At 61.0% G+C, this 18,902-nt stretch carries 16 protein-coding genes and 1 tRNA gene; 8 read left to right on the top strand and 9 right to left on the bottom strand.

Going from position 1 to position 18,902, the window contains the following annotated elements:
* Positions 1 to 35 precede the first annotated feature (35 nt).
* Together MOP44_RS26210 and MOP44_RS26205 are read right to left on the bottom strand one after the other, a co-directional pair.
* Positions 36 to 1,490, bottom strand: a complete 1,455-nt coding sequence (locus tag MOP44_RS26210) for a UbiA family prenyltransferase (RefSeq protein WP_260793529.1) — start codon at positions 1,488 to 1,490, stop codon at positions 36 to 38.
* A gap of 42 nt (positions 1,491 to 1,532) precedes the next feature.
* Complete coding sequence (locus tag MOP44_RS26205; protein WP_260793528.1) at positions 1,533 to 1,712, bottom strand: hypothetical protein; 180 nt, start codon at positions 1,710 to 1,712, stop codon at positions 1,533 to 1,535.
* Positions 1,713 to 2,022: 310 nt separating this feature from the next.
* On the opposite strand from MOP44_RS26205, the gene MOP44_RS26200 reads away from it, so the two are divergent.
* Genes MOP44_RS26200 through MOP44_RS26190 form a run of 3 tightly spaced genes read left to right on the top strand, consistent with a single transcriptional unit; the run spans position 2,023 to position 4,959 of the window.
* On the top strand, positions 2,023 to 3,096 hold the full coding sequence (locus tag MOP44_RS26200) for a type III polyketide synthase (protein WP_260793527.1): 1,074 nt from the start codon (positions 2,023 to 2,025) through the stop codon (positions 3,094 to 3,096).
* Complete coding sequence (locus MOP44_RS26195) at positions 3,086 to 3,838, top strand: methyltransferase domain-containing protein (protein ID WP_260793526.1); 753 nt, start codon at positions 3,086 to 3,088, stop codon at positions 3,836 to 3,838. Before MOP44_RS26200 ends, MOP44_RS26195 begins: the two co-directional genes overlap by 11 nt.
* Positions 3,835 to 4,959: an NAD(P)/FAD-dependent oxidoreductase gene (locus MOP44_RS26190; protein WP_260793525.1), complete on the top strand. Its 1,125-nt coding sequence runs from the start codon at positions 3,835 to 3,837 to the stop codon at positions 4,957 to 4,959. Before MOP44_RS26195 ends, MOP44_RS26190 begins: the two co-directional genes overlap by 4 nt.
* 46 nt (positions 4,960 to 5,005) lie before the next feature.
* Here the strand turns inward: MOP44_RS26190 and MOP44_RS26185 are convergent.
* The 4 genes from MOP44_RS26185 to MOP44_RS26170 all read right to left on the bottom strand — a co-directional run bounded on the left by MOP44_RS26185 (position 5,006) and on the right by MOP44_RS26170 (position 9,625).
* Positions 5,006 to 5,081: transfer RNA gene (locus MOP44_RS26185), tRNA-Ala, on the bottom strand.
* A 246-nt stretch (positions 5,082 to 5,327) separates the two neighbouring features.
* Positions 5,328 to 6,578 (bottom strand): transcription termination factor Rho, encoded by a 1,251-nt coding sequence (rho, locus tag MOP44_RS26180; RefSeq protein ID WP_260793524.1) that lies wholly within the window; start codon positions 6,576 to 6,578, stop codon positions 5,328 to 5,330.
* 314 nt (positions 6,579 to 6,892) lie between these two features.
* On the bottom strand, positions 6,893 to 7,114 hold the full coding sequence (locus tag MOP44_RS26175) for a DNA-directed RNA polymerase subunit omega (protein WP_260793523.1): 222 nt from the start codon (positions 7,112 to 7,114) through the stop codon (positions 6,893 to 6,895).
* 948 nt (positions 7,115 to 8,062) lie between these two features.
* A complete protein-coding gene (locus tag MOP44_RS26170; RefSeq protein WP_260793522.1) occupies positions 8,063 to 9,625 on the bottom strand; it encodes a YifB family Mg chelatase-like AAA ATPase in 1,563 nt (520 codons plus the stop codon).
* A 188-nt stretch (positions 9,626 to 9,813) separates the two neighbouring features.
* On the opposite strand from MOP44_RS26170, the gene MOP44_RS26165 reads away from it, so the two are divergent.
* The 4 genes from MOP44_RS26165 (at position 9,814) to MOP44_RS26150 (ending at position 14,319) form a co-directional block, all read left to right on the top strand.
* A complete protein-coding gene (locus MOP44_RS26165) occupies positions 9,814 to 10,923 on the top strand; it encodes a GGDEF domain-containing protein (RefSeq protein WP_260793521.1) in 1,110 nt (369 codons plus the stop codon).
* 7 nt (positions 10,924 to 10,930) lie between these two features.
* Entirely contained in the window at positions 10,931 to 12,355 is a 1,425-nt protein-coding gene (locus MOP44_RS26160) for an L-serine ammonia-lyase (RefSeq protein WP_313901082.1), read from the top strand.
* Between the two features lie 87 nt (positions 12,356 to 12,442).
* The gene (locus MOP44_RS26155) at positions 12,443 to 13,222 is read left to right on the top strand and encodes a CPBP family intramembrane glutamic endopeptidase (protein ID WP_260793519.1); all 780 of its coding nucleotides are present in this window, start codon (positions 12,443 to 12,445) and stop codon (positions 13,220 to 13,222) included.
* Between the two features lie 365 nt (positions 13,223 to 13,587).
* Positions 13,588 to 14,319: a 16S rRNA (uracil(1498)-N(3))-methyltransferase gene (locus MOP44_RS26150; RefSeq protein WP_260793518.1), complete on the top strand. Its 732-nt coding sequence runs from the start codon at positions 13,588 to 13,590 to the stop codon at positions 14,317 to 14,319.
* Between the two features lie 573 nt (positions 14,320 to 14,892).
* Here MOP44_RS26150 and MOP44_RS26145 read toward each other — a convergent pair.
* Complete coding sequence (locus MOP44_RS26145; protein WP_260793517.1) at positions 14,893 to 16,524, bottom strand: UxaA family hydrolase; 1,632 nt, start codon at positions 16,522 to 16,524, stop codon at positions 14,893 to 14,895.
* Positions 16,525 to 16,627: 103 nt separating this feature from the next.
* Between MOP44_RS26145 and MOP44_RS26140 the strand changes: the two genes are divergently transcribed.
* Entirely contained in the window at positions 16,628 to 17,644 is a 1,017-nt protein-coding gene (locus tag MOP44_RS26140) for a zinc-binding alcohol dehydrogenase family protein (protein ID WP_260793516.1), read from the top strand.
* Between the two features lie 66 nt (positions 17,645 to 17,710).
* Here MOP44_RS26140 and MOP44_RS26135 read toward each other — a convergent pair whose 3' ends face one another.
* Positions 17,711 to 18,439, bottom strand: a complete 729-nt coding sequence (locus tag MOP44_RS26135; protein ID WP_260793515.1) for an MIP/aquaporin family protein — start codon at positions 18,437 to 18,439, stop codon at positions 17,711 to 17,713.
* A gap of 38 nt (positions 18,440 to 18,477) precedes the next feature.
* Entirely contained in the window at positions 18,478 to 18,891 is a 414-nt protein-coding gene (locus MOP44_RS26130; protein ID WP_260793514.1) for a methyltransferase family protein, read from the bottom strand.
* Between the last annotated feature and the right edge of the window lie 11 nt (positions 18,892 to 18,902).

The following is an 18,902-nucleotide window of genomic DNA, read 5'->3' as shown; positions in this document are numbered from 1 at the left end:
GGTGGGCTGGGTTTGCGCCGGGGGACGATTTGCGGCTAGCTGGCGAGGAAGACGATGAGGGCGGTGGCGGCGCCGATCAGCAGACTCATGCGGTCGGTGATGGCGAAGACGACAGGGTCTTCATCGAGCTCGCCCCGCGAGGCGAGGAGCCATACGCGATTGAGCCAGAGCAGCATGAGGGGCACAACCAGCCAGAGGTATCCGGGATTGTGATAGAGCTTGGTGACGTCGCGGCCGCTGATATAGATGGCGAGGATGACGACGGCGGCGTAGGCGCTGGAGGTGCCGAAGGTGCGCAACTGCTCCATGTCATTGAGGAAGTAGCCGCGGCCGTTGCTGGGCTCCATGGAACTGGCGCGCAGGTTTTCAAGCTCTGCAAAGCGCTTGACTATGCCAAGCGACAGGAACAGGAAGACGGAGAATCCGGCCAGCCAGTGCGAAATGGGGGTGGAGGTGGCGGCGCTTCCGGCAAGAAGACGCAACGTGTACAGGCCTGAGAGGATCAGCACGTCGACCAGAGGGATGCGCTTGAGCCAGGCGGTGTACGCAAACGTGGTGACCAGATAGAGCAGCAGCCAGAGAGAGAATTCAGGCGCAATGAAGCGCGTGCCTACTGCCGCCAGAGCCAGGAATGTGATTACGATCGCCACGCCCTGAGCGAGAGACAGATCGCCGGCTGCGAAGGGGCGCATGCGCTTGCGGCGGTGACGGCGGTCGGCTTCGATGTCGAGCAGGTCGTTGATGATGTACGTGGCCGAGGCTACCAGGCTGAAGCTGCAGAACGCCAGGAATGCGGCGGATAGCGGCTTGGGCCGCAGGTGATGCGCGAGCAGAAGCGGAAAGAAGATGAGCGCGTTCTTGGCCCACTGGTGAACGCGTATGGCCTTGATGAAGGAGCGGATGGGATTGGCGCGCTGATCGAATCTGCGTGCGGGCTGCACCGAGGAAGCGCGCATCCTGAGGCGAAGGCGCAGGCTGGGGTTCGCAACCATCGGCTCTTCAGAGTGGGCGAGCAGAGGCAGATCGGGCGTGTCGTTGCCGATGTAATCGAAGACGCCGTCAGGGAACTGGCTGCGCAGGCGATCGAGCTTGTTTTTGCCGGTGAGGTTGGTGGTGCCATCGCTTCCAAGCACGCCGGTGAAGATGCCGAGGTGATCGGCTACGCGCTGTGCGAGGCGAACGTCGGCGCCGGTGGCGAGATAGATCTCGCGGCCCTTGGCGCGCTCGGCCTGCAGGTAGTGCAGCAGCTCACGGTTATAGGGAAGGTGCGCGACGTCGAGGCTGACGGAGTCAGTGACGAATGCCTTGAATGCGGCTTTGCCTTTTAGTACCTGCGCAGGAAGGCGGAGCGCCTGAGATGGATGGGAACGCAGAAGGACGAGAAGCGAGTCGTGGAGAGTGTCGGACTTGACCAGCGTTCCATCGAGGTCGACGCAAAGAGGAGTGAGTGTGGCCACGGGCGCAGCGGTGCGGCCGAGTGTCGGTGGCATACATTCCTCCTTTCAGCCAAATCTCCGCGGCGGACTTGCGCTCTAGCGGGCGGCGGGGCCGTTCGGCGATACACGAAAACGGCTGCCGGGCGTGATCTTCCACGCCGGATATTGAATGGTCCTGAGGCTCTCTACCAGAAACCCTGCCCGGACAAAGTACTTGAGGGTCTCTTTCAGTATACAAGCGGTGATAAACACCTGATAAATCAATATGTCTGTCATTCAAATCCGGCTTCGTGCGCAAGCGGCGCGTTGCATCGCTTCACCAGGAACAAACCCCGGTAGATGGAGTTAGTTTCGAACCGATGAAAGAAGCGGGGTGAATTGTCAGTGCAATGTCAAAGGCAGGGGCAGGGCAATGCCGGGCGGGATAAGATGAGGGGACCGGGCTCCGAGCCGGACTCGCGCGAGCCGGGATCTTTTCGGGAGCCTTCGTTCATATAGAGGAGGGGCGCACCTCTCCGGCTCACTGTTCCACGCGCAAGACCTGCTCTGCCAAGGTTTTTAATCGGCCCGGGAACTCAGAGATCTCATGACAAATACAGGATTCATCAACAGAATCGCGACGGCAGTTCCGCCGCATGACGTGCATCGTGCTTTTGTCGACTTTGCCGAAACCATGCTGCCGGAAGGCACCACGCGCAACCTGTTCAAGCGCATGGCGCGGCTGGCGGCTATCGATCATCGCTACTCGTTTGTGGAGCCGGTGAAGACGAATGGCGAGGGATGGCAGGATGCCGAGAATATCTATGTGCCCGGCAGCTTTCCTTCGACGGCGCGGCGCATGCAGGTGTTCGAGAAGTTTGCGCCGAAGCTGGCTGGGTGTGCGCTGAACAAGCTTGCCGTGACGGAGGAGGAGCGGCGCGCCGTTACGCATGTGATTGTGACTTCGTGTACGGGTTTGTATGCGCCGGGGCTCGACTTCGATATCGTGCGGCATCTGGGGCTCAGTCCTTCGGTGGAGCGGACCATGATCGGGTTCATGGGATGTTATGCGGCGGTGAATGCGCTGAAGTCGGCGAACTACATTGTGCGCGCGCAGCCGGATGCGAAGGTGCTGGTGCTGAATCTGGAACTGTGCTCACTGCATTTTCAGGAGACGACGGAACTGGAGCAGGTGCTGTCATTCCTTCTGTTCGCGGATGGGTGTTCGGCGAGCCTGGTAAGTGCTGAGCCGACCGGCCTGGCGATCGACAGCTTCCTCGCTGTGGGGCTGCCGGACAGCAGTGACCTGATCACGTGGCGCATTGGAGACGGCGGGTTCGATATGCATCTCTCGGGTAAGGTGCCGGGAGAGATCAGGCGCGCGATGAAGGATGTGGGGTCGGTGGTGACGCGCGGGCGCGATCGGCAGGAGATCGATCTGTGGGCGGTGCATCCGGGCGGCCGCACGATTCTGGACGCGGTGGAACAGGGGTTGGAATTGCCGTCGGACGCGCTGCGATTCTCGCGGGATATCTTATCGCGGTTCGGGAACATGTCTTCCGCCACGGTGATGTTTGTGCTGCAGAAGGTGATGGCCGAGGCGCAAGCGGGGCAGCAGGGATGCGCGATGTCGTTCGGGCCGGGAGTGACCGCGGAGACGATGCTCTTTCATGCCGCGTGAAACCAGTGGTCAGTTGTCGGTGGTCGGTGGTCAGCCAGATTTTTCGCGACGGGCGGATCTGGTGGAGTTTCCGGAATTGATGGATGAGCCGTGCAGCCGCGAGGAGATACGCGGCGCGCTTCGCGATCTGGCGCGGGTGAATCGATGGTTTCTGGGGTACAGGCCGACACTTGATTGGCTGGATAGTCTGAATCTCCGCGGGCGTGGGCCGGTGCGGATACTCGACATCGGCAGCGGATACGGCGATGCGCTGCGGCGGGTGGAGAAGTGGGCGCGGGATCGCGGGATCGCGGTGGAACTCATCGGATTGGATTTGAATCCTGATAGCGCGGTGACTGCGGCGGAAGCCACTCCTAAAGGCAGCTCGATCCGCTGGATGACTGGTGACGTGTTCGATCATCCGATTGCGGGCACTGTGGATGTGGTGATCAGTTCGCTGTTCACGCATCATCTTTGGGATGAGGACGTGGTGCGGTTTCTGCGGTGGATGGAGCAACACGCGACATTGGGGTGGTTCGTGAATGATCTGTCGCGAGCGCCGATTCCGTATCGCTTGTTCGGGTGGTTTGCGCGCGTGATGCGATTGCATCCGTTTGTGCAACATGATGGGCCGGTGTCGTTCGCGCGGGCATTTCAGGCGGAGGACTGGCGTGGATTGTGCGCTGCGGCTGAGCTGAAGGAAAGTGACTATCGGCTGCTGCCGTATAAGCCGGCGCGATTATGTGTGGGCCGAACGAAATGATTCTGCTGTCCAAGATCGATTGCCTTGTGATCGGCGGCGGCCTGGCGGGATCTATGGCTGCATTGCGCCTGGCGGAGGCGGGGCGCGAGGTCTTGTTGCTGGAACGCGAACGCGGACCGAGGCACAAGGTCTGCGGGGAATTCCTGAGCGCCGAAGCGATTGGATATCTCCGTGCGGCTGGCGTGGATCCGCTGCGATACGGAGCGCAGCAGGTGAACGGGCTGCGGTTTTCGGCGGGTGCTCGCGTGGTGGAGACCCCGCTGCCGTTTGCCGCGATGGCGTTGTCGCGCGCGGTGATCGATGAGCAGTTGCTGCGATGTGCAGAGAGTTCCGGCTGTGCTGTCGCAGGCGGGGTCGCTGTCGAGAGACTCGTCCGAGCTAGCGACGCGTGGCACGCGCATACCGAGGACGGCCGGACTGTGCAGGCTGACAACGTCTTTCTGGCGAGCGGGAAGCACGATCTCCGCGGATGGGCGCGGCCGAGCGGCGTACAGAATGACCTGATCGGATTCAAGATGCACTGGCGTCTTGCGCCGGGGCAGTCGCACGAGTTGGCAAGGCATATCGAACTGCATCAGTTTGCCGGGGGATATGGCGGGTTGGTCGCAGTGGAGGATGGGGTGGCGAATCTGTCGGTTGTTGCGCGGCGCTCGTTGTTCCGCGAACTGGGCGGCTGGCCCGCGCTCCTGGCACATATGCGGAAGCACAATACGCTGCTGGATGCGCGCCTTGCCGACTCAGAGCCAGCGTGGGAGCGGCCGATGGCGATTTCGTCCATTCCGTATGGGTTCCTGGCGCACTCTGCGGACGAACTGTGGCGTGTTGGCGACCAAGTCGCGGTCATTCCTTCGTTTACGGGCGATGGGATGGCGATCGCGATGCACTCGGCCTGCATGGCGGCGGAGATGATGCTGGCGGGCCGCGGAGTCGGGGAGTATCAGCAAAGATTGGGCGCGCAGCTGCGGGGCGGGATGCGGATCGCGACGGCGCTCTCCAAGCTGATGGCGAGCGGGATCGCAGGGCTCGTGGCGCCGTTTGCGATGGCGGTTTTGCCGTACCTGCTGGAACCGATCGCACGGGCTACGCGGATTCCGAGCAGCGCGTTGTTGCTGCAGGAATGAGGCGCACGGATGGTGTGCGGGAGAGTTTGATTTTGGAACGGTGATTTGGTGGAGCTGAGCGGGATCGAACCGCTGGCCTCCTCGTTGCGAACGAGGCGCTCTCCCAGCTGAGCTACAGCCCCACACAGGGAAGGTACTTCCTTAATATTAACAGGATTTCTGCTGATTGCGGTACTGGCGGCAGGGTTCTGTGGAAGAGTGTGCAGGCACTGCGGAGTTGATCGCAGATGAGTGAAAGATAAAGGGCCGAGGACGAGTCCTCGGCCCTTGCCAGCTTTCTGTTCCAGACCACCTTGACCAGAGCTGGATGCTGTTGCTGGGGCTGGCACGGATGGTGCCGAAGGCGCAGTTGGCCCCACCGCAGGTGGTTAGAGCTGGTTCATGTTCTGCAGGAACTCGGCGTTGTTGCGGACCTTCTCGAGGCGGCTGATGAGGAGTTCCATCGCTTCCACCGGCGAGAGTGGATTGAGCACCTTGCGGAGGACCCAGATGCGCTGCAGGTCTTCCTTGGGTATGAGCAGCTCTTCCTTACGGGTGCCGCTGCGCTGGATGTCGATGGCGGGGAATACGCGCTTGTCGACGAGCTTGCGGTCGAGAATGATTTCCATGTTGCCGGTGCCCTTGAACTCTTCGAAGATGACTTCGTCCATGCGGGAGCCGGTGTCGACGAGGGCCGTGGCGATGATGGTGAGCGAGCCGCCTTCTTCGATGTTGCGGGCCGCGCCGAAGAAGCGCTTGGGGCGCTGCAGGGCGTTGGAGTCGACGCCGCCCGAGAGCACCTTGCCCGACGGAGGCACGATGGTGTTGTAGGCGCGGGCGAGACGCGTGATCGAGTCGAGGAGGATGACGACGTCGCGCTTGTGCTCGACGAGGCGCTTGGCCTTCTCGATGACCATTTCGGCGACCTGTACGTGGCGGGCCGCGGGCTCGTCGAAGGTGGAGCTGATGACTTCGCCCTTCACCGAGCGCTGCATGTCGGTGACTTCTTCCGGACGCTCGTCAATGAGCAGAACGATCAACACAACTTCAGGCTGGTTGGCCGTGATGGAGTTGGCCAGCGACTGGAGCAGCATGGTTTTGCCGGTACGGGGCGGAGCGACGATGAGGCCGCGCTGGCCCTTGCCGATGGGGGTGAGCAGATCCATGACGCGGCCGCTGACGGCTTCGCGCACCGTTTCGAGCTTGATGCGCTCCTGGGGATAGAGCGGCGTCAGGTTGTCGAAGAGGATCTTGTTGCGCGTCTCTTCAGGTGACTCGAAATTGATGGCCTCGATCTTGACCAGCGCGAAGTACTTTTCGCCTTCGTGCGGCGGGCGGACGTTGCCGCTGATGGAGTCGCCGGTTTTGAGGTCGAACTTGCGGATCTGCGACGGCGAAACGTAGATGTCGTCCGGGCCCGGCAGATAGTTGTAATCAGGAGAGCGAAGGAAGCCGTAGCCGTCAGGGAGGATCTCCAGCACGCCGTCAGCGAAGATGTGTCCTTCTTTTTCGCTCTGGGCCTGGAGGATCTTGAAGATCAGATCCTGCTTGCGAAGGCCGCTGGCGCCGGGAATTTCGAGCGTGCGCGCAATGCGGCTCAGTTCGGTGATGTTCTTTTCTTTAAGTTCTGCGATGGTCATATTCACCTGCGTGGCGGGAGGGAGTTTGATTGTGGAGAGGAGAAAAGTCGGAGAGGAATCGTGCTCCAGAATCAGGCGGGAAATCTAGGCAGCATTGTAACGCAACGGCGTCAGTGGATTCCCGGCTGATGAGGATTTAAGGCGCGAGCCGGCGACGTGCTGAAGCCCCGTCCGCGCGAATCGCAAGAGTCGGTGTGTATCCCCGTGATACTAACAGCTTGTACATGTCGAGGGAGTAGCAGGAGGAACCGAAAGGCGGCTTTCCGAACTGGAAAGCCGCTCAAAGCGGTGACTTGCAACTTGCTGCCGCGGCTTTAGGCGGCGCGGCGCTGCTCGACGGACTCTTCCGCAGTAGCGGCAACAGGAGCCGGAGATCCGGGGTTGGTGCTGCGGAAGCGGGCCAGGACCTCGTTCGTGGTGTCCTGCAGGCGCGTATTCGGCTTGTGCAGCTTGCGGGTCGCCTTGCTGGCGAGCTGGCAAAGCTGGTAGCGGTTGGACACATGAGAGAGTGCCCCAAAAACCAAATCAGAACGCATTATGTGTTTCTCCTTCAAACGGTCTGCCCGGCCGGTACAACTTGATGCCGCCAGTGCAGCCAGCGGCATTTAAAAGCAGCCGCTTGATTTTCCTCTCAAGGGATTAGACGCACAGACCTGGCGTCCAGTTCAAAAACCTTTGATGCAATCCATCGCATTGCGGAACGCATCATCAGGAGTTTTCAGGATCAGGCTTGGCAATCCACTACCCGGTTTTTCCTTGTTCGCGGCGGGCTTAGTTAAACACACCGCGTCATCAACTCGACGAGCAAAAGCTCACTTATATTGATGCGGAAAACTACGGATGGGCGCACCTTTTGCCGAACTGTGCAATAACCCTCGGTTGGCACTTTTAAGGTTACCGTCCTCACGGCCCAAGGTCAACACTTTTTTCAGCGGAAATGGCGGGCTGCGGTGGCTCTGCAGGTGCGGCGAATATCTCTCCTGATTTCAATGGTATGCGCAATTGGCTTTGTCCCGGGGGGAAGGCATTTAAGCGGACTCTCACGTGCCGGATTCCCGGCGATTTTGGAGTAAGAAGGAGGAGTATTGCGTCGTGTTCTGGCCGGCCGGCCGTCTGGATCGCAAAATTCCGATCGTCCATCCGGGTCAGTGGGGCAAAAACGACGGCGGGCCCTCCGGTCCCTGGGTGCGGCGACCCGCTCGTCAAGGCCAAACATCCAGAAGGCAAGAAGCCCGAAGAACGGGGCGATCAGGACGGCTGTGTCCCAGCCTGCGGGCAAGTGAACGACTTCCATGGATTCCCTCGTGACGCGGTTGGATGAGGAATCTCTCATCTCGATGAACAGGTCATCGGCGCTCATTGGGAAATCCTTAAGACCGGAAGTAACACCCGAGGAATGAGGAATAAGGAGGGGAAGGAGAATAGAGAACGGCTTATTATCCAGGCGCGGCCGTCGGGATCGCTCATCAGCGATGCGTTTGTGCTCAGGACCAATAGCTGCGGTCGAGCGTGCGGTATTGAATCGCTTCGGCCAGATGCGAGACCGTCACGGCCACGGCTCCGTCCAGGTCGGCGACGGTGCGGGCGACTTTAAGGATCCGGTCGTGTGCGCGGGCTGTAAGACCCTGCTGCTGCATGGCGCGCTCAAGTAGCCGCTCGGCATCGGCGCCCAACTCGCAGTAGGCGCGAATCTGCCGGGTGGTCATCTGGGCGTTGGAGTAGATCTTCTCGCCATGCGAGCGGAAGCGTTCGCGCTGCCGTTCGCGCGCAGTCATTACGCGGTCGCGGATTTCGGAGGAACCCTCGGCTGCGGCGCCGCCACGGAGTTCCTTGTACTGAACCGCGGGCACTTCAATGTGGATGTCGATGCGATCGAGCAGCGGGCCAGAGATCTTAGCGACGTAGCGCTGGATCATGGGCGGGGTGCACATGCATTCGCGCGACTTGTCGTTGAAGTAGCCGCACGGGCAGGGATTCATGGCGGCGGCGAGCATGAATCGCGCCGGAAAACTGAGCGACATGCTCGCGCGAGCAATCGTCACGGTGTGGTCCTCGAGCGGCTGCCGCATCACTTCGAGTACGTTACGGGGAAACTCGGGAAGCTCGTCCAGAAAGAGAAGGCCGTTGTGCGCGAGGGAGACTTCACCGGGCCTGGGCACAATGCCGCCGCCGATGAGGCCCGCGTCGGAGATGGTGTGGTGCGGCGAGCGGAAGGGACGGTGCGTGACCAGTCCCGCAGCGGCATCGAGGACGCCGGCGACGGAATGGATCTTGGTGGTTTCGAGCGCTTCATCAAATGTGAGCGGAGCGAGGATCGACGGCAGCCGCTTGGCCAGCATCGTCTTACCACTGCCCGGCGGGCCAATCATTAATATGTTGTGGCTGCCGGCGGCGGCAACTTCGAGAGCGCGCTTGGCGGTCTGCTGGCCGCGCACGTCTTTGAAGTCCACGGTGAACTGCTGAAGCTCGCCGAGCAGCTTCTCAGTCGATACGCGGAACGGCTCGCGCTGAATTGTTCCCATGATTGCGCCGTTGAGCAGGTCGATGACGTCGAGCAGGGAAGTGACGGGGTAGATGTTCACTCCCTCAACGACTGCGGCTTCAGGCGCGTTGTCTGCCGGCAGAATGAGGTTGGGGATGCCCTTCTCGCGCGCCATGATGGCGACGGGGAGCATTCCTGGGACAGGGCGCACTTTTCCGTCGAGTCCCAGTTCGCCGACGAACAGGAAAGGGCTCAGATCGGTGAGAGTGATGGCGTTGTAGGCGCCGAGAATTCCGACAGCGATGGGGAGATCGAACCCGGAGCCTTCCTTCTTGAGGTCGGCTGGGGCCAGGTTGACAGTGATGAACGTTGGCGGGATGAGGTAACCCGAGTTCTTGATCGCCGTGCGGACGCGGTCGCGACTTTCTCGGACGGCGGCGTCGGGCAATCCGACCATGTGGAAGTGTTCTTCATTGGTCGTGGTGCCGCTGTAGTCGACTTCTACGTCGATGAGGCTGGCATCAATGCCGTAGACAGCCGCGCTGAGAGCCCTGAAATGTGCCATGGATTATCGGCTGGAGTCTATCACTCTCACTATCACTGCGGTATGTGACGGCTGACGCTGCACAATGCCGGGATGATCTGGATGGCCTTTGAGCTTCCGAGACGATATGCTTGACTCAACACCTGTCCGGCGAATCTTCCCTCCGGGCACCCCCCGGGCCCCGATTTCAACGAGAGTGGAGAGGCTGGATGGCTTCTGCGATTCCCCAGGCCCGCTTCGATTACACCCAGGCGATGGAATTCCTGCTGCAGGTGGTGCAGGATATTTCGCTGGCGCGAGACCTGCCACGGTTGATGGAGATTGTGCGGCATGCGGCGCGCACGCTCACGGGCGCCGATGGAGCGACGTTCGTCCTGCGGGATGGCGATCAGTGCTACTACGCCGAGGAAGATGCGATTGCGCCGCTCTGGAAGGGCTCGCGATTCCCGATGCGCACCTGCATTAGCGGGTGGGTGATGATGAATCGCGCGCCGGTGATCATCGAGGACATCTTCGCGGATGCGCGGATTCCCATCGAGGCCTATCGTCCAACTTTCGTGCGCAGCCTGGCGATGGTACCCATTCGTGCCAAGGATCCTGTGGGAGCTATCGGAAATTACTGGGCACGTCTCTATCGGCCCGATCCGCTTCAGATGAAGATTCTGCAGGCGCTGGCGGATACGACCTCTGTCGCCCTCGAGAACGTGCAGCTTTACAACACGCTGGAGAATCGTGTTCTGGAACGCACGAAGGAACTGGAGAAGGCCAATGAGGAGATCCGGCAGTTATCACTGACAGACGAACTAACTGGCTTGAATAACCGGCGCGGTTTTTCGCTGCTCGCCTGCCAACTGCTGCGGACCACGAAGCGATCAGGTCAGGCGAACTGGTTGTTGTTTGCGGATGTGGACGGCTTGAAGCGGGTGAATGATGGGATGGGGCACGAAGCCGGCGACCGCCTGATATGCGCAGCGGCCCGCGCTCTTCGCGACACCTTCCGTGAGCAGGACATCCTGGCGAGGATTGGTGGCGATGAGTTCGTCGTCTTCGGGGTCGGGGAATGCGCTGCCGCTGAGGCACGAGACCGTCTCCAGACAAGCATCGATCGCCATAACGCTTATCGCGGCAATGGCCCGGAACTCTCTATGAGCTTCGGCATCGCGCAGAGCAAGGCCGACGTTTCGCTTGATGCGTTGATAAGCCAGGCGGACAGCGCGATGTACACGGCGAAGCGTGGCCGGCCCGAGCATCTGTATGCGGGAGCTGCGGAGCCGATGCAGCAAGGCGCAATGCTGCCGGACCAGCGCGCATCACGATAGAATCTGGATCGTGACAAGTCTGTTCGACTTATATAAACCAGGTGTTGGCCCATCGAGCTCTCACACCATGGGCCCCATGCGCGCAGCGTTTCAATTCACAACCGGATTGAAGGATCGCGGCGTGCTGGATCGCGTTGCCCGGGTGCAGGCGGAGCTCTACGGCTCGCTGGCGCTGACGGGTGTGGGGCACGCGACAGACCGCGCCGTTCTGCTGGGACTGGCAGGGAACGAGCCGGCGACCATTGCACCGGAATCCATTGAACCGACAATTGCGTCGATCCGCGCGAGCCGCCGGATCAATCTCGGCGGTTCGCGCAGCATCGCGTTCGAAGAAGCGAGCGACCTCGTGTTCCATCGGTCAACGATGTTCCCGCCCAACTCAGCCACGCAGCATCCCAACGGATTACGCCTGACGGCCTTCGATGATGCAGGGAAGGTTCTTGATCAGCGGACGTTCTTTTCGATCGGCGGCGGGTTCATTACAGAAGATGTGACTCAGCCGGGCGCAGCGGGATCGGCAGCGCAGACTGACGCGCACATACCGTTTCCTTTTCATAGCGCCGCCGAAATGCTTGAGCAGGCCCAGGCGCGAAGCCTCACCATCAGCCAGCTCATGCTGGCCAATGAGTCGGCGCGGTTCGGCAAACTCTCTGCGGACGCGGCGCAGGAGAAGGTGTTGGAGAGAGTCGATCGCATCTGGGACATCATGAGCAGTTGCATCGATCGCGGTGTGGCCACCGAGGGCACGCTGCCGGGAGGCCTGAATGTTCGCCGGCGCGCGCATCGTCTGGCTGAGCGTCTGCGCGAGAAGGAAGCCGCGGGCACGCCGAGCGATCCGTTGGCACCGCTCGACTGGGTTACGGTGTGGGCGATGGCGGTGAACGAGGAGAACGCCGCCGGCGGCCGCGTGGTTACGGCACCGACCAACGGCGCGGCGGGCGTGATTCCCGCGGTGGCGCGTTACTACGAGCGCTTCATCCCGGGCGCGGATCGCGAAGGGATGCAGCGGTTCTTCCTGACGTCGGCGGCCATCGGAATCCTATATAAGGAGAACGCGTCAATCAGCGGTGCGGAAGTCGGTTGCCAGGGCGAGGTCGGTGTTGCGTGCTCGATGGCGGCTGGCGGGCTCACTGCGGCGCTGGGTGGCACCAATGGGCAGATTGAGCACGCGGCCGAGATCGGCATGGAACACAATCTCGGAATGACCTGCGATCCGATTGGCGGCCTGGTGCAGATCCCCTGCATCGAGCGCAACGCGATGGGAGCGGTGAAGGCTGTACAGGCCTCGCGCATTGCGATGAACGAGTTGGAGACACACAAGGTGTCGCTCGACCAAGTTATCCGTACCATGTACCTGACGGGGATGGATATGCAGTCGCGCTACAAGGAGACGAGCCTCGCCGGTCTCGCGCTGAATATCATCGAGTGCTGAAGTCTGTCGTCTTCCAGAACCGATTGAAAGGTGAATCGCTTGTCCAGCCCGGAGAACGTCCCGACCGAACCTATTACTCCCGATGCCATGAGCAACTATTCGGAATCGGCGAGTGGCCCGAAGCCCATCGCTCCGGTATGGCACACGATCCTGCTCATCGCCGGCATCGTTCTACTTTCCTTTTCGGGAGCGAAGCAATTTTCAGGCGAGCATGCCGCGCCGGTGCACCGGATGCAGACATACGCGCTTACGGTTGTCACCGAGATCGTGATGCTCATCTGGGTGTGGTTTGGAATGAGATTGCGCCGCATCCCATTCCGGTCGATCTTCGGAAACGTGACGGGCTCGAGCACGCTTGGAATCGATGCGGTATGTGCCGCCGCCTTCTGGATTTCGTCGGTGACCCTGCTGGCCACCATCAACGCGACGTGGTTCGTAACAGACGCCCTGATCCATCATCGGCCGATTATGAAGAACGGCCAGCTCGACCCTGCGCAGGAGAAAACGGTCCACACTCTCACAGCGCTCGCGCCTTCGAACATGAGTGAAATAGCCGCATGGATACTGCTTTGCGCGATGGCCGCCCTCACGGAAGAGATTGTCTTCCGCGGGTATCTGCAGCGGCAGTTCACGGCGTGGGGACGTGGCGCGGTTGCCGTGGGCGTTGTGTTTTCGGCGATCCTTTTTGGCTGCGCGCATGGTTACCAGGGCTTCCACTACATGGTTCTACTTTCCATCTACGGCGCGCTCTTCAGCCTTCTCGCAATCTTTCGTCGCAACATTCGCGCGGGAATTTTTGCGCATGCGTGGCAGGACATTGTTGCTGGATTGGGACTCGCTCTTCTACATACGAAGCATCTCGTGTGAGCTTCGTTCTCGATATCGAATTCGACTTTGAAAAATTGTTGCCACTTTTTCCACTTGATAGTCTTTTTTTTCTTGACACTTGTGAAACATGAATCTATACATTCCTCAACTGCAATTCATCTTGCAGTTTCGATGCAAACCATCGAAAAGGGAGAATAGGCAAATGGCAACGAAAAAGGCAGCCAAGAAAGCACCTGCAAAGAAGGCCGCGAAGAAGGCCGCAAAGAAGAAGTAATCGCGGTCATCAACCAAAACAGGCAACACTCAAAGGGGACGCTTCCAGCGTCCCCTTAGTGTTTCTGGCGACAGTGGGCGCGGTCCGCGCCGGCACAGCGCAATAGAATTTCGAAAGGAAGAGAGGATCGATGACACGCCGCCGCTGGATCGCCGAACACTGGGATGAAGCAACCGCAACGCTGGTGGGGCCGCAGGCCGAGCACCTGGTCCGCGTGCTCCGCGCGCAGCCCGGCATGGAGGCGGACGTGGTGGCCGGCGGGCATGTGTTTCACGCGCAGGTCGCCGCGGTCGCAGCCAATGAGGTCCGGTTCAATCTGATTTCGGAACTCGATGCGGATCCGGCGCTGCCCATTACGCTCGTCGTATCGGTCTTCAAGTTCGATCACATGGAGTGGGGCATCGAGAAGGCTACGGAGCTGGGTGTTGCGGCGATTGCTCCCGTGATTGCGCGGCGTACGGAGAAGCACCTGGCGCAGGCGGCCGACAAGCGCGTGGAGCGCTGGCGGCGCATTGCGCATGAGGCGGCGAAGCAATCGCGGCGGTCGGATGTGCCGCTCATTCACGATCCGGTTCCACTGGCGCAGCGGGTTCGCACTGCATCGGATGCTACTCGCATCGTGCTGGCCGAACAGGAACGCAGCACTACGCTGCGCACCATCGTGCAGGAAGCCGTGGAAGCGGCGCAGAACCAGATGCCGACGCTGGAGCTGGCGTTCGGTCCGGAAGGTGGATGGGCGCCGGAGGAAGAGGCATTGTTCGACGCCAATGGCTGGCGTGCGGCGTCGCTGGGTCCGCGGATCCTAAGAGCGGAGACGGCGGCGATTGCAGCGCTGTCGGTGGTGGCTTCGTTTCTGGAGTGACTTCACGGACGACCTGGAGAGAATCGTGAATGGCCGGCGTTTGGTTCTGCGTATCGCGTTAACTGCAATCTCCTGCATCTGCACTGCCGCGCAAGGGAAGCAAGCCCTGCGGGTGGAGCAGGTAGACTTTAGCGCCGAAGCTGAGGGAGTAGAACATCCAGTTCCTCTTCCCGGTGAGGTGCTGAAGGTACTCTCAAAGGACGATTTCGTTCGACCGGCAATGACGAGCGCGGATCCTGTGCCACAACTGGCGCCGGACTCGTGGTTCTCTGCGGCGAAAGTTAACCTAAGCAAGCCGGAGCGACAGGATCTCGTTGTACTCGGCCAAGGTCCGCTGGCCGGAGCGAACGTCATCATGTACTGGGTCTTCCGCTCCACAGGTCCCGGGTACGAACTGGTCCTGCGGACAGGTGGGCATGATCTACATATCAGGCGGCATCGTTCGAGTGGGTAGCGGGATATAGAAACGAATTCCGTGACGATGATGCAGCCAAACTCCGAGCTATTCACATTTGATGGCCAGCGGTATGTCGGCCACGGTGTGAGAACCGAGCCGACCAAATAGCCACGGAGTTACAACGACACGCCGCGCTTCCAGGGGATGAAGTCATACTGGCCTAACTGCTCGGCCTTGGTCAGCCGCTCGCCATTCGCCACGCCAATGCAGAACTCCAGCAATTCCGAGGCGCATTCGGCTATCGTCTTCTCGCCGGTGATGATGCCGCCCGCGTCAAAGTCGATGATGTCGGCCATGCGGTCGGCAAGCTGCGAGTTGGTTGAGATCTTCACCACGGGGGCTACAGGGTTTCCCGTCGGCGTGCCGAGTCCAGTGGTGAACAGAACCAGGTTCGCGCCCGCGCCGCTTTGAGCTGTGACGCATTCCACGTCGTTGCCCGGCGTACAGAGGAGGTTCAAACCGGGCGTGGTCGCGTACTGCGGGAAGTCGATGACATCGCGGACCGGGGACACGCCGCCCTTGCGCGCCGCGCCGGCTGACTTGATCGCGTCGGTGATGAGGCCGTCCTGAATGTTGCCGGGCGATGGATTCATGTCGAACCCGGAGTGAACGGCCTTGGCGCGCGCCGAGTAAGCGTGCATCAGATCGTAGAACCGCTGGGCCACCTCGTCCGTCACGCAGCGGTTAATCAACTCCTGCTCCACGCCGTGTAACTCGGGGAACTCCGAGAGTAGGGTCTTGCTGCCGAGCTGGACCAGCAGATCGGAAAGGTATCCCAGCGCAGGGTTAGCGGAGATGCCGCTGAATCCATCTGATCCGCCGCACTTCAGCCCAACCGTGAGCGCCGACAGCGGAGCCGCGGAGCGGGTTGCCGAGTTCGCTTCCTCGAGTGCTGCGAACGTTGCGTCGAGGGCCGAGCCCATCAGCGTCGAGTCGCGGCCCGACTTTTGCTGATCGAATACCAGCACGGGCTTGGTCATCTGCGGATCGCGTGCGCGAAGCTCGTCCATCAGCATGCGAATCTCGGCGTTCTGGCAGCCCAGGCTCAGCACCGTTGCGCCGGCCACGTTGGGGTGATGAATGTAGCCGGCAAGCAGACCACATAACGCCTGCGCGTCCTGGCGCGTGCCTCCGCAGCCGCCCTGGTGAGTCAGAAAGCGGATGCCGTCTACGTTTGGGAATACTCGCGCCGCAGAAGTTTCCTTTGCAGAAGCCGTCGCGCTGTTCGCCGCTTTCTTCTGCTGCAGAAGCTTCCGCACATGCTGGCGATAGCTGTTTCCCTCGCTGCCGTAGCCGAGTTCCTCTTCGAGCGCTTCCTTCATTCGCTCCACGTTGCGGTTTTCGCAGAACACCAGCGGCAGCACGAGCCAGTAATTGCGCGTACCCACCTGGCCGTCGGCGCGACGGTAGCCCATGAACGTGCGTTCAGTCCATGGGGCGGCATCAGGCAGCGTGAACGACACCGGCTGGCGCGTGGCGGAGTAGGCCTCGGCGCGATGGCGAACATTGCGCGTAGAAACAAGTCCGCCGCGCGGAATAGGCTGCGTCACTTCGCCTACCACCATGCCGTACATGCGAATCACGTCGCCGGGTGCGAGATCCTCCAGCGCCATCTTGTGCTTGGCAGGAATGTCTTCAGTCACCGAGGTTGACGCGGCGCCGAACCGCACCCCGGTTCCTGCGGCGAGCGGCTGAAGAGCAACGAGGACGTTGTCGCGGCTATCGAGTTGGAGAGCGGTTTCGGCCATGGGCGGGGCTGGTCCTTCGCGAGAGGAGATGACGTAACAGCTCAGAATACAACCGGTGCCGCCGCCGCCCGATATCATGTCAGTAGTAATCACGGAGTTATAGATGAAAGCTCTTCTTCTGAAGGGACCTGGCGATGCGGTGGTCGCCGATGTTCCCGAACCAAGCTCGCCGGGAAACGATGAGATCCTGCTGAAGGTCCGCAAGGTGGGCCTTTGCGGAAGCGATCTGAATTCTTACCGCGGCCGCAATCCGCTGGTCACGTATCCGCGCATTCTCGGCCATGAGCTTGCTGCCACCGTTGCGGAACTGAATCCCCGCCATCCAGAGTGGAAACCCGGCACTGAGGTGGCGGTGTCGCCGTATACGAATTGCGGACATTGCGCCTCATGCATGCGCGATCGCAAGAATGCCTGCCAATTCAACCAGACACTCGGGGTGCAGCGCGACGGCGCGTTGACCGAGTTGATTGCCATTCCTGCCGACCGCCTCTATCGCGCGAATCTGTCGCTTCGGGAGCTTTGCCTGGTGGAACCGCTGACTGTGGGGTTTCATGCCGCGGCCCGAGGGCGGGTGACGGCGACCGATACAGTGGCGGTGTTCGGTTGTGGAGGCGTCGGGCTCGGCGCGGTCTCCGGCGCGGCGTTTCGGGGGGCTACCGTGATCGGCATCGATGTGGACGACGACAAGCTTGCCACGGCGCGTAAGGCCGGCGCCGCGCACAGCATCAACTCATCGGCGGGCGACCTGCATGCTCAACTTGCGGAACTCACAGGTGGCCGCGGCCCCGATGTCGTCATCGAAGCGATCGGACTGCCGCAGACGTTCCGTGCCGCGGTGGAAGAGGTTGCCTTCACCGGACGCGTGGTCTACATCGGCTACGCGAAGGAGCAAGTGGCCTACGAAACACGGCTCTTCGTGCAGAAGGAACTCGACATCCTGGGATCGCGCAATGCACAGCCCGAGGACTTCCGCGACGTCATCCGCATGCTTGAGGCGAAGCTATTCCCGGTAAGCGAGGCCATCACGCACACGGTCTCGCTTGCCGAAGCCCCGGCTATCCTGGCCGCGTGGGATCGCGATCCGGCACGCTTCGGCAAGATCATGATCGAGGTTGCTTAACCGCAGATTGCCGGTCTCAGCACTGCGACTTCGCGCCGGAGGCGCGGTCGGCCGAACCGCAGGTGCTCACCAGGGGTGGGTGAACTTCACCAGCAGACCGGCTAATACTCCGCCGATCAACGGCCCGAGGACCGGGATCGGCGCGTAGCTCCAATTTGACCTGCCCTTGCCGGGGATCGGCAGGATCGCATGAGTCAGACGGGGGCCGAGGTCGCGCGCTGGGTTGATCGCATAGCCGGTCGTTCCGCCCAGCGAGAGTCCGATGCCCCACACCAGGCTTGCCACCAGCCACGTGCCAACGCCTGCCGCCGGTCCGTTGGGGGCCACTCCTGGAGAGAAGATTGCGCCCGCGACGACCACCAGCAGGGCAGTGCCGATAATCTCACTGAGAAGGTTCCACATCGGTGCCTTGATTGCCGGTCCGGTGCAGAAGATGCCGAGCTTCGCAGCGGGATCTTCTGTCTGCGCCCAGTGCGGCCCATAGTGCAGCGTCATCAGCGTCGCGCCGCAGACTGCGCCCAGCATCTGCGCAGACCACAGCGAAAGCAGATCCTCGTAATGGCCGCTGACCACATCGTTCGCCAGGGTGATAGCCGGATTGAGCGCGCCATGAGCGCCGAATCCCTGTGCGACCAGCACTCCGCACATGACTGCCAGCGCCCAGCCGGTTGTGACGACGATCCATCCTGAGTTCGCCGCGTACGATTTGCGCAGCGTTACGCCGGCGCAGACGCCGTTGCCCAGCAGCACCAGGACCATCGTTCCCATAAACTCGCCAAACCACGGAGAATGCATGTCGAACTCCTCAGGGAATCAGTGAAACTCGAATACGACTAAAACCAGGTCCTGCGCTTGTACTCCAGATAAGCCGCGCCGAACTTCTCTTCCAGCACGCGCGACTCGCGGCGGCTGCGGTACACCTGCATCGGGATGAGCACCGCGAATACCAATAGAAACCAAAGCTGTCGGGAGAAGATGATGAGGCCAAGAATCATGAGCGCGCCGAAGACATAGATAGGATTGCGAATCTTCGAGTAGAGCCCGTGGGTTACCAACACGGATGCTTTGGCCTCAATGCTGAAGGCGCGGCCCAGTTGCAGCCGTGCCACTACCAGCAACAGCAGCGCGGGTATCGCGATTGCAAGACCTGCGATGTGCCAAGGGGTCCACGCCAGGTGCGTGGTATTCAGGGCGAAGACGATTGCGGCAAACAGAATTACCGCCAATGTGGCAATGTTGAGCTTCATTCGTCCCTGGG

Source organism: Occallatibacter riparius, from assembly GCF_025264625.1.
Taxonomy (GTDB): domain Bacteria; phylum Acidobacteriota; class Terriglobia; order Terriglobales; family Acidobacteriaceae; genus Telmatobacter; species Telmatobacter riparius.
The sequence above is the reverse complement of the archived record's forward strand: the minus strand, read 5'-3'. Positions and strand labels throughout refer to the sequence as shown.

Bases quoted from the DNA above. Each gene is read 5' to 3' on its own strand.
- MOP44_RS26210 (WP_260793529.1), bottom strand. From the start codon at position 1,490: ATGCCACCGACACTCGGCCGCACCGCTGCGCCCGTGGCCACACTCACT.
- MOP44_RS26205 (WP_260793528.1), bottom strand. From the start codon at position 1,712: ATGACAGACATATTGATTTATCAGGTGTTTATCACCGCTTGTATACTG.
- MOP44_RS26200 (WP_260793527.1), top strand. From the start codon at position 2,023: ATGACAAATACAGGATTCATCAACAGAATCGCGACGGCAGTTCCGCCG.
- MOP44_RS26195 (WP_260793526.1), top strand. From the start codon at position 3,086: ATGCCGCGTGAAACCAGTGGTCAGTTGTCGGTGGTCGGTGGTCAGCCA.
- MOP44_RS26190 (WP_260793525.1), top strand. From the start codon at position 3,835: ATGATTCTGCTGTCCAAGATCGATTGCCTTGTGATCGGCGGCGGCCTG.
- rho (WP_260793524.1), bottom strand. From the start codon at position 6,578: ATGACCATCGCAGAACTTAAAGAAAAGAACATCACCGAACTGAGCCGC.
- MOP44_RS26175 (WP_260793523.1), bottom strand. From the start codon at position 7,114: ATGCGTTCTGATTTGGTTTTTGGGGCACTCTCTCATGTGTCCAACCGC.
- MOP44_RS26170 (WP_260793522.1), bottom strand. From the start codon at position 9,625: ATGGCACATTTCAGGGCTCTCAGCGCGGCTGTCTACGGCATTGATGCC.
- MOP44_RS26165 (WP_260793521.1), top strand. From the start codon at position 9,814: ATGGCTTCTGCGATTCCCCAGGCCCGCTTCGATTACACCCAGGCGATG.
- MOP44_RS26155 (WP_260793519.1), top strand. From the start codon at position 12,443: ATGAGCAACTATTCGGAATCGGCGAGTGGCCCGAAGCCCATCGCTCCG.
- MOP44_RS26150 (WP_260793518.1), top strand. From the start codon at position 13,588: ATGACACGCCGCCGCTGGATCGCCGAACACTGGGATGAAGCAACCGCA.
- MOP44_RS26145 (WP_260793517.1), bottom strand. From the start codon at position 16,524: ATGGCCGAAACCGCTCTCCAACTCGATAGCCGCGACAACGTCCTCGTT.
- MOP44_RS26140 (WP_260793516.1), top strand. From the start codon at position 16,628: ATGAAAGCTCTTCTTCTGAAGGGACCTGGCGATGCGGTGGTCGCCGAT.
- MOP44_RS26135 (WP_260793515.1), bottom strand. From the start codon at position 18,439: ATGCATTCTCCGTGGTTTGGCGAGTTTATGGGAACGATGGTCCTGGTG.
- MOP44_RS26130 (WP_260793514.1), bottom strand. From the start codon at position 18,891: ATGAAGCTCAACATTGCCACATTGGCGGTAATTCTGTTTGCCGCAATC.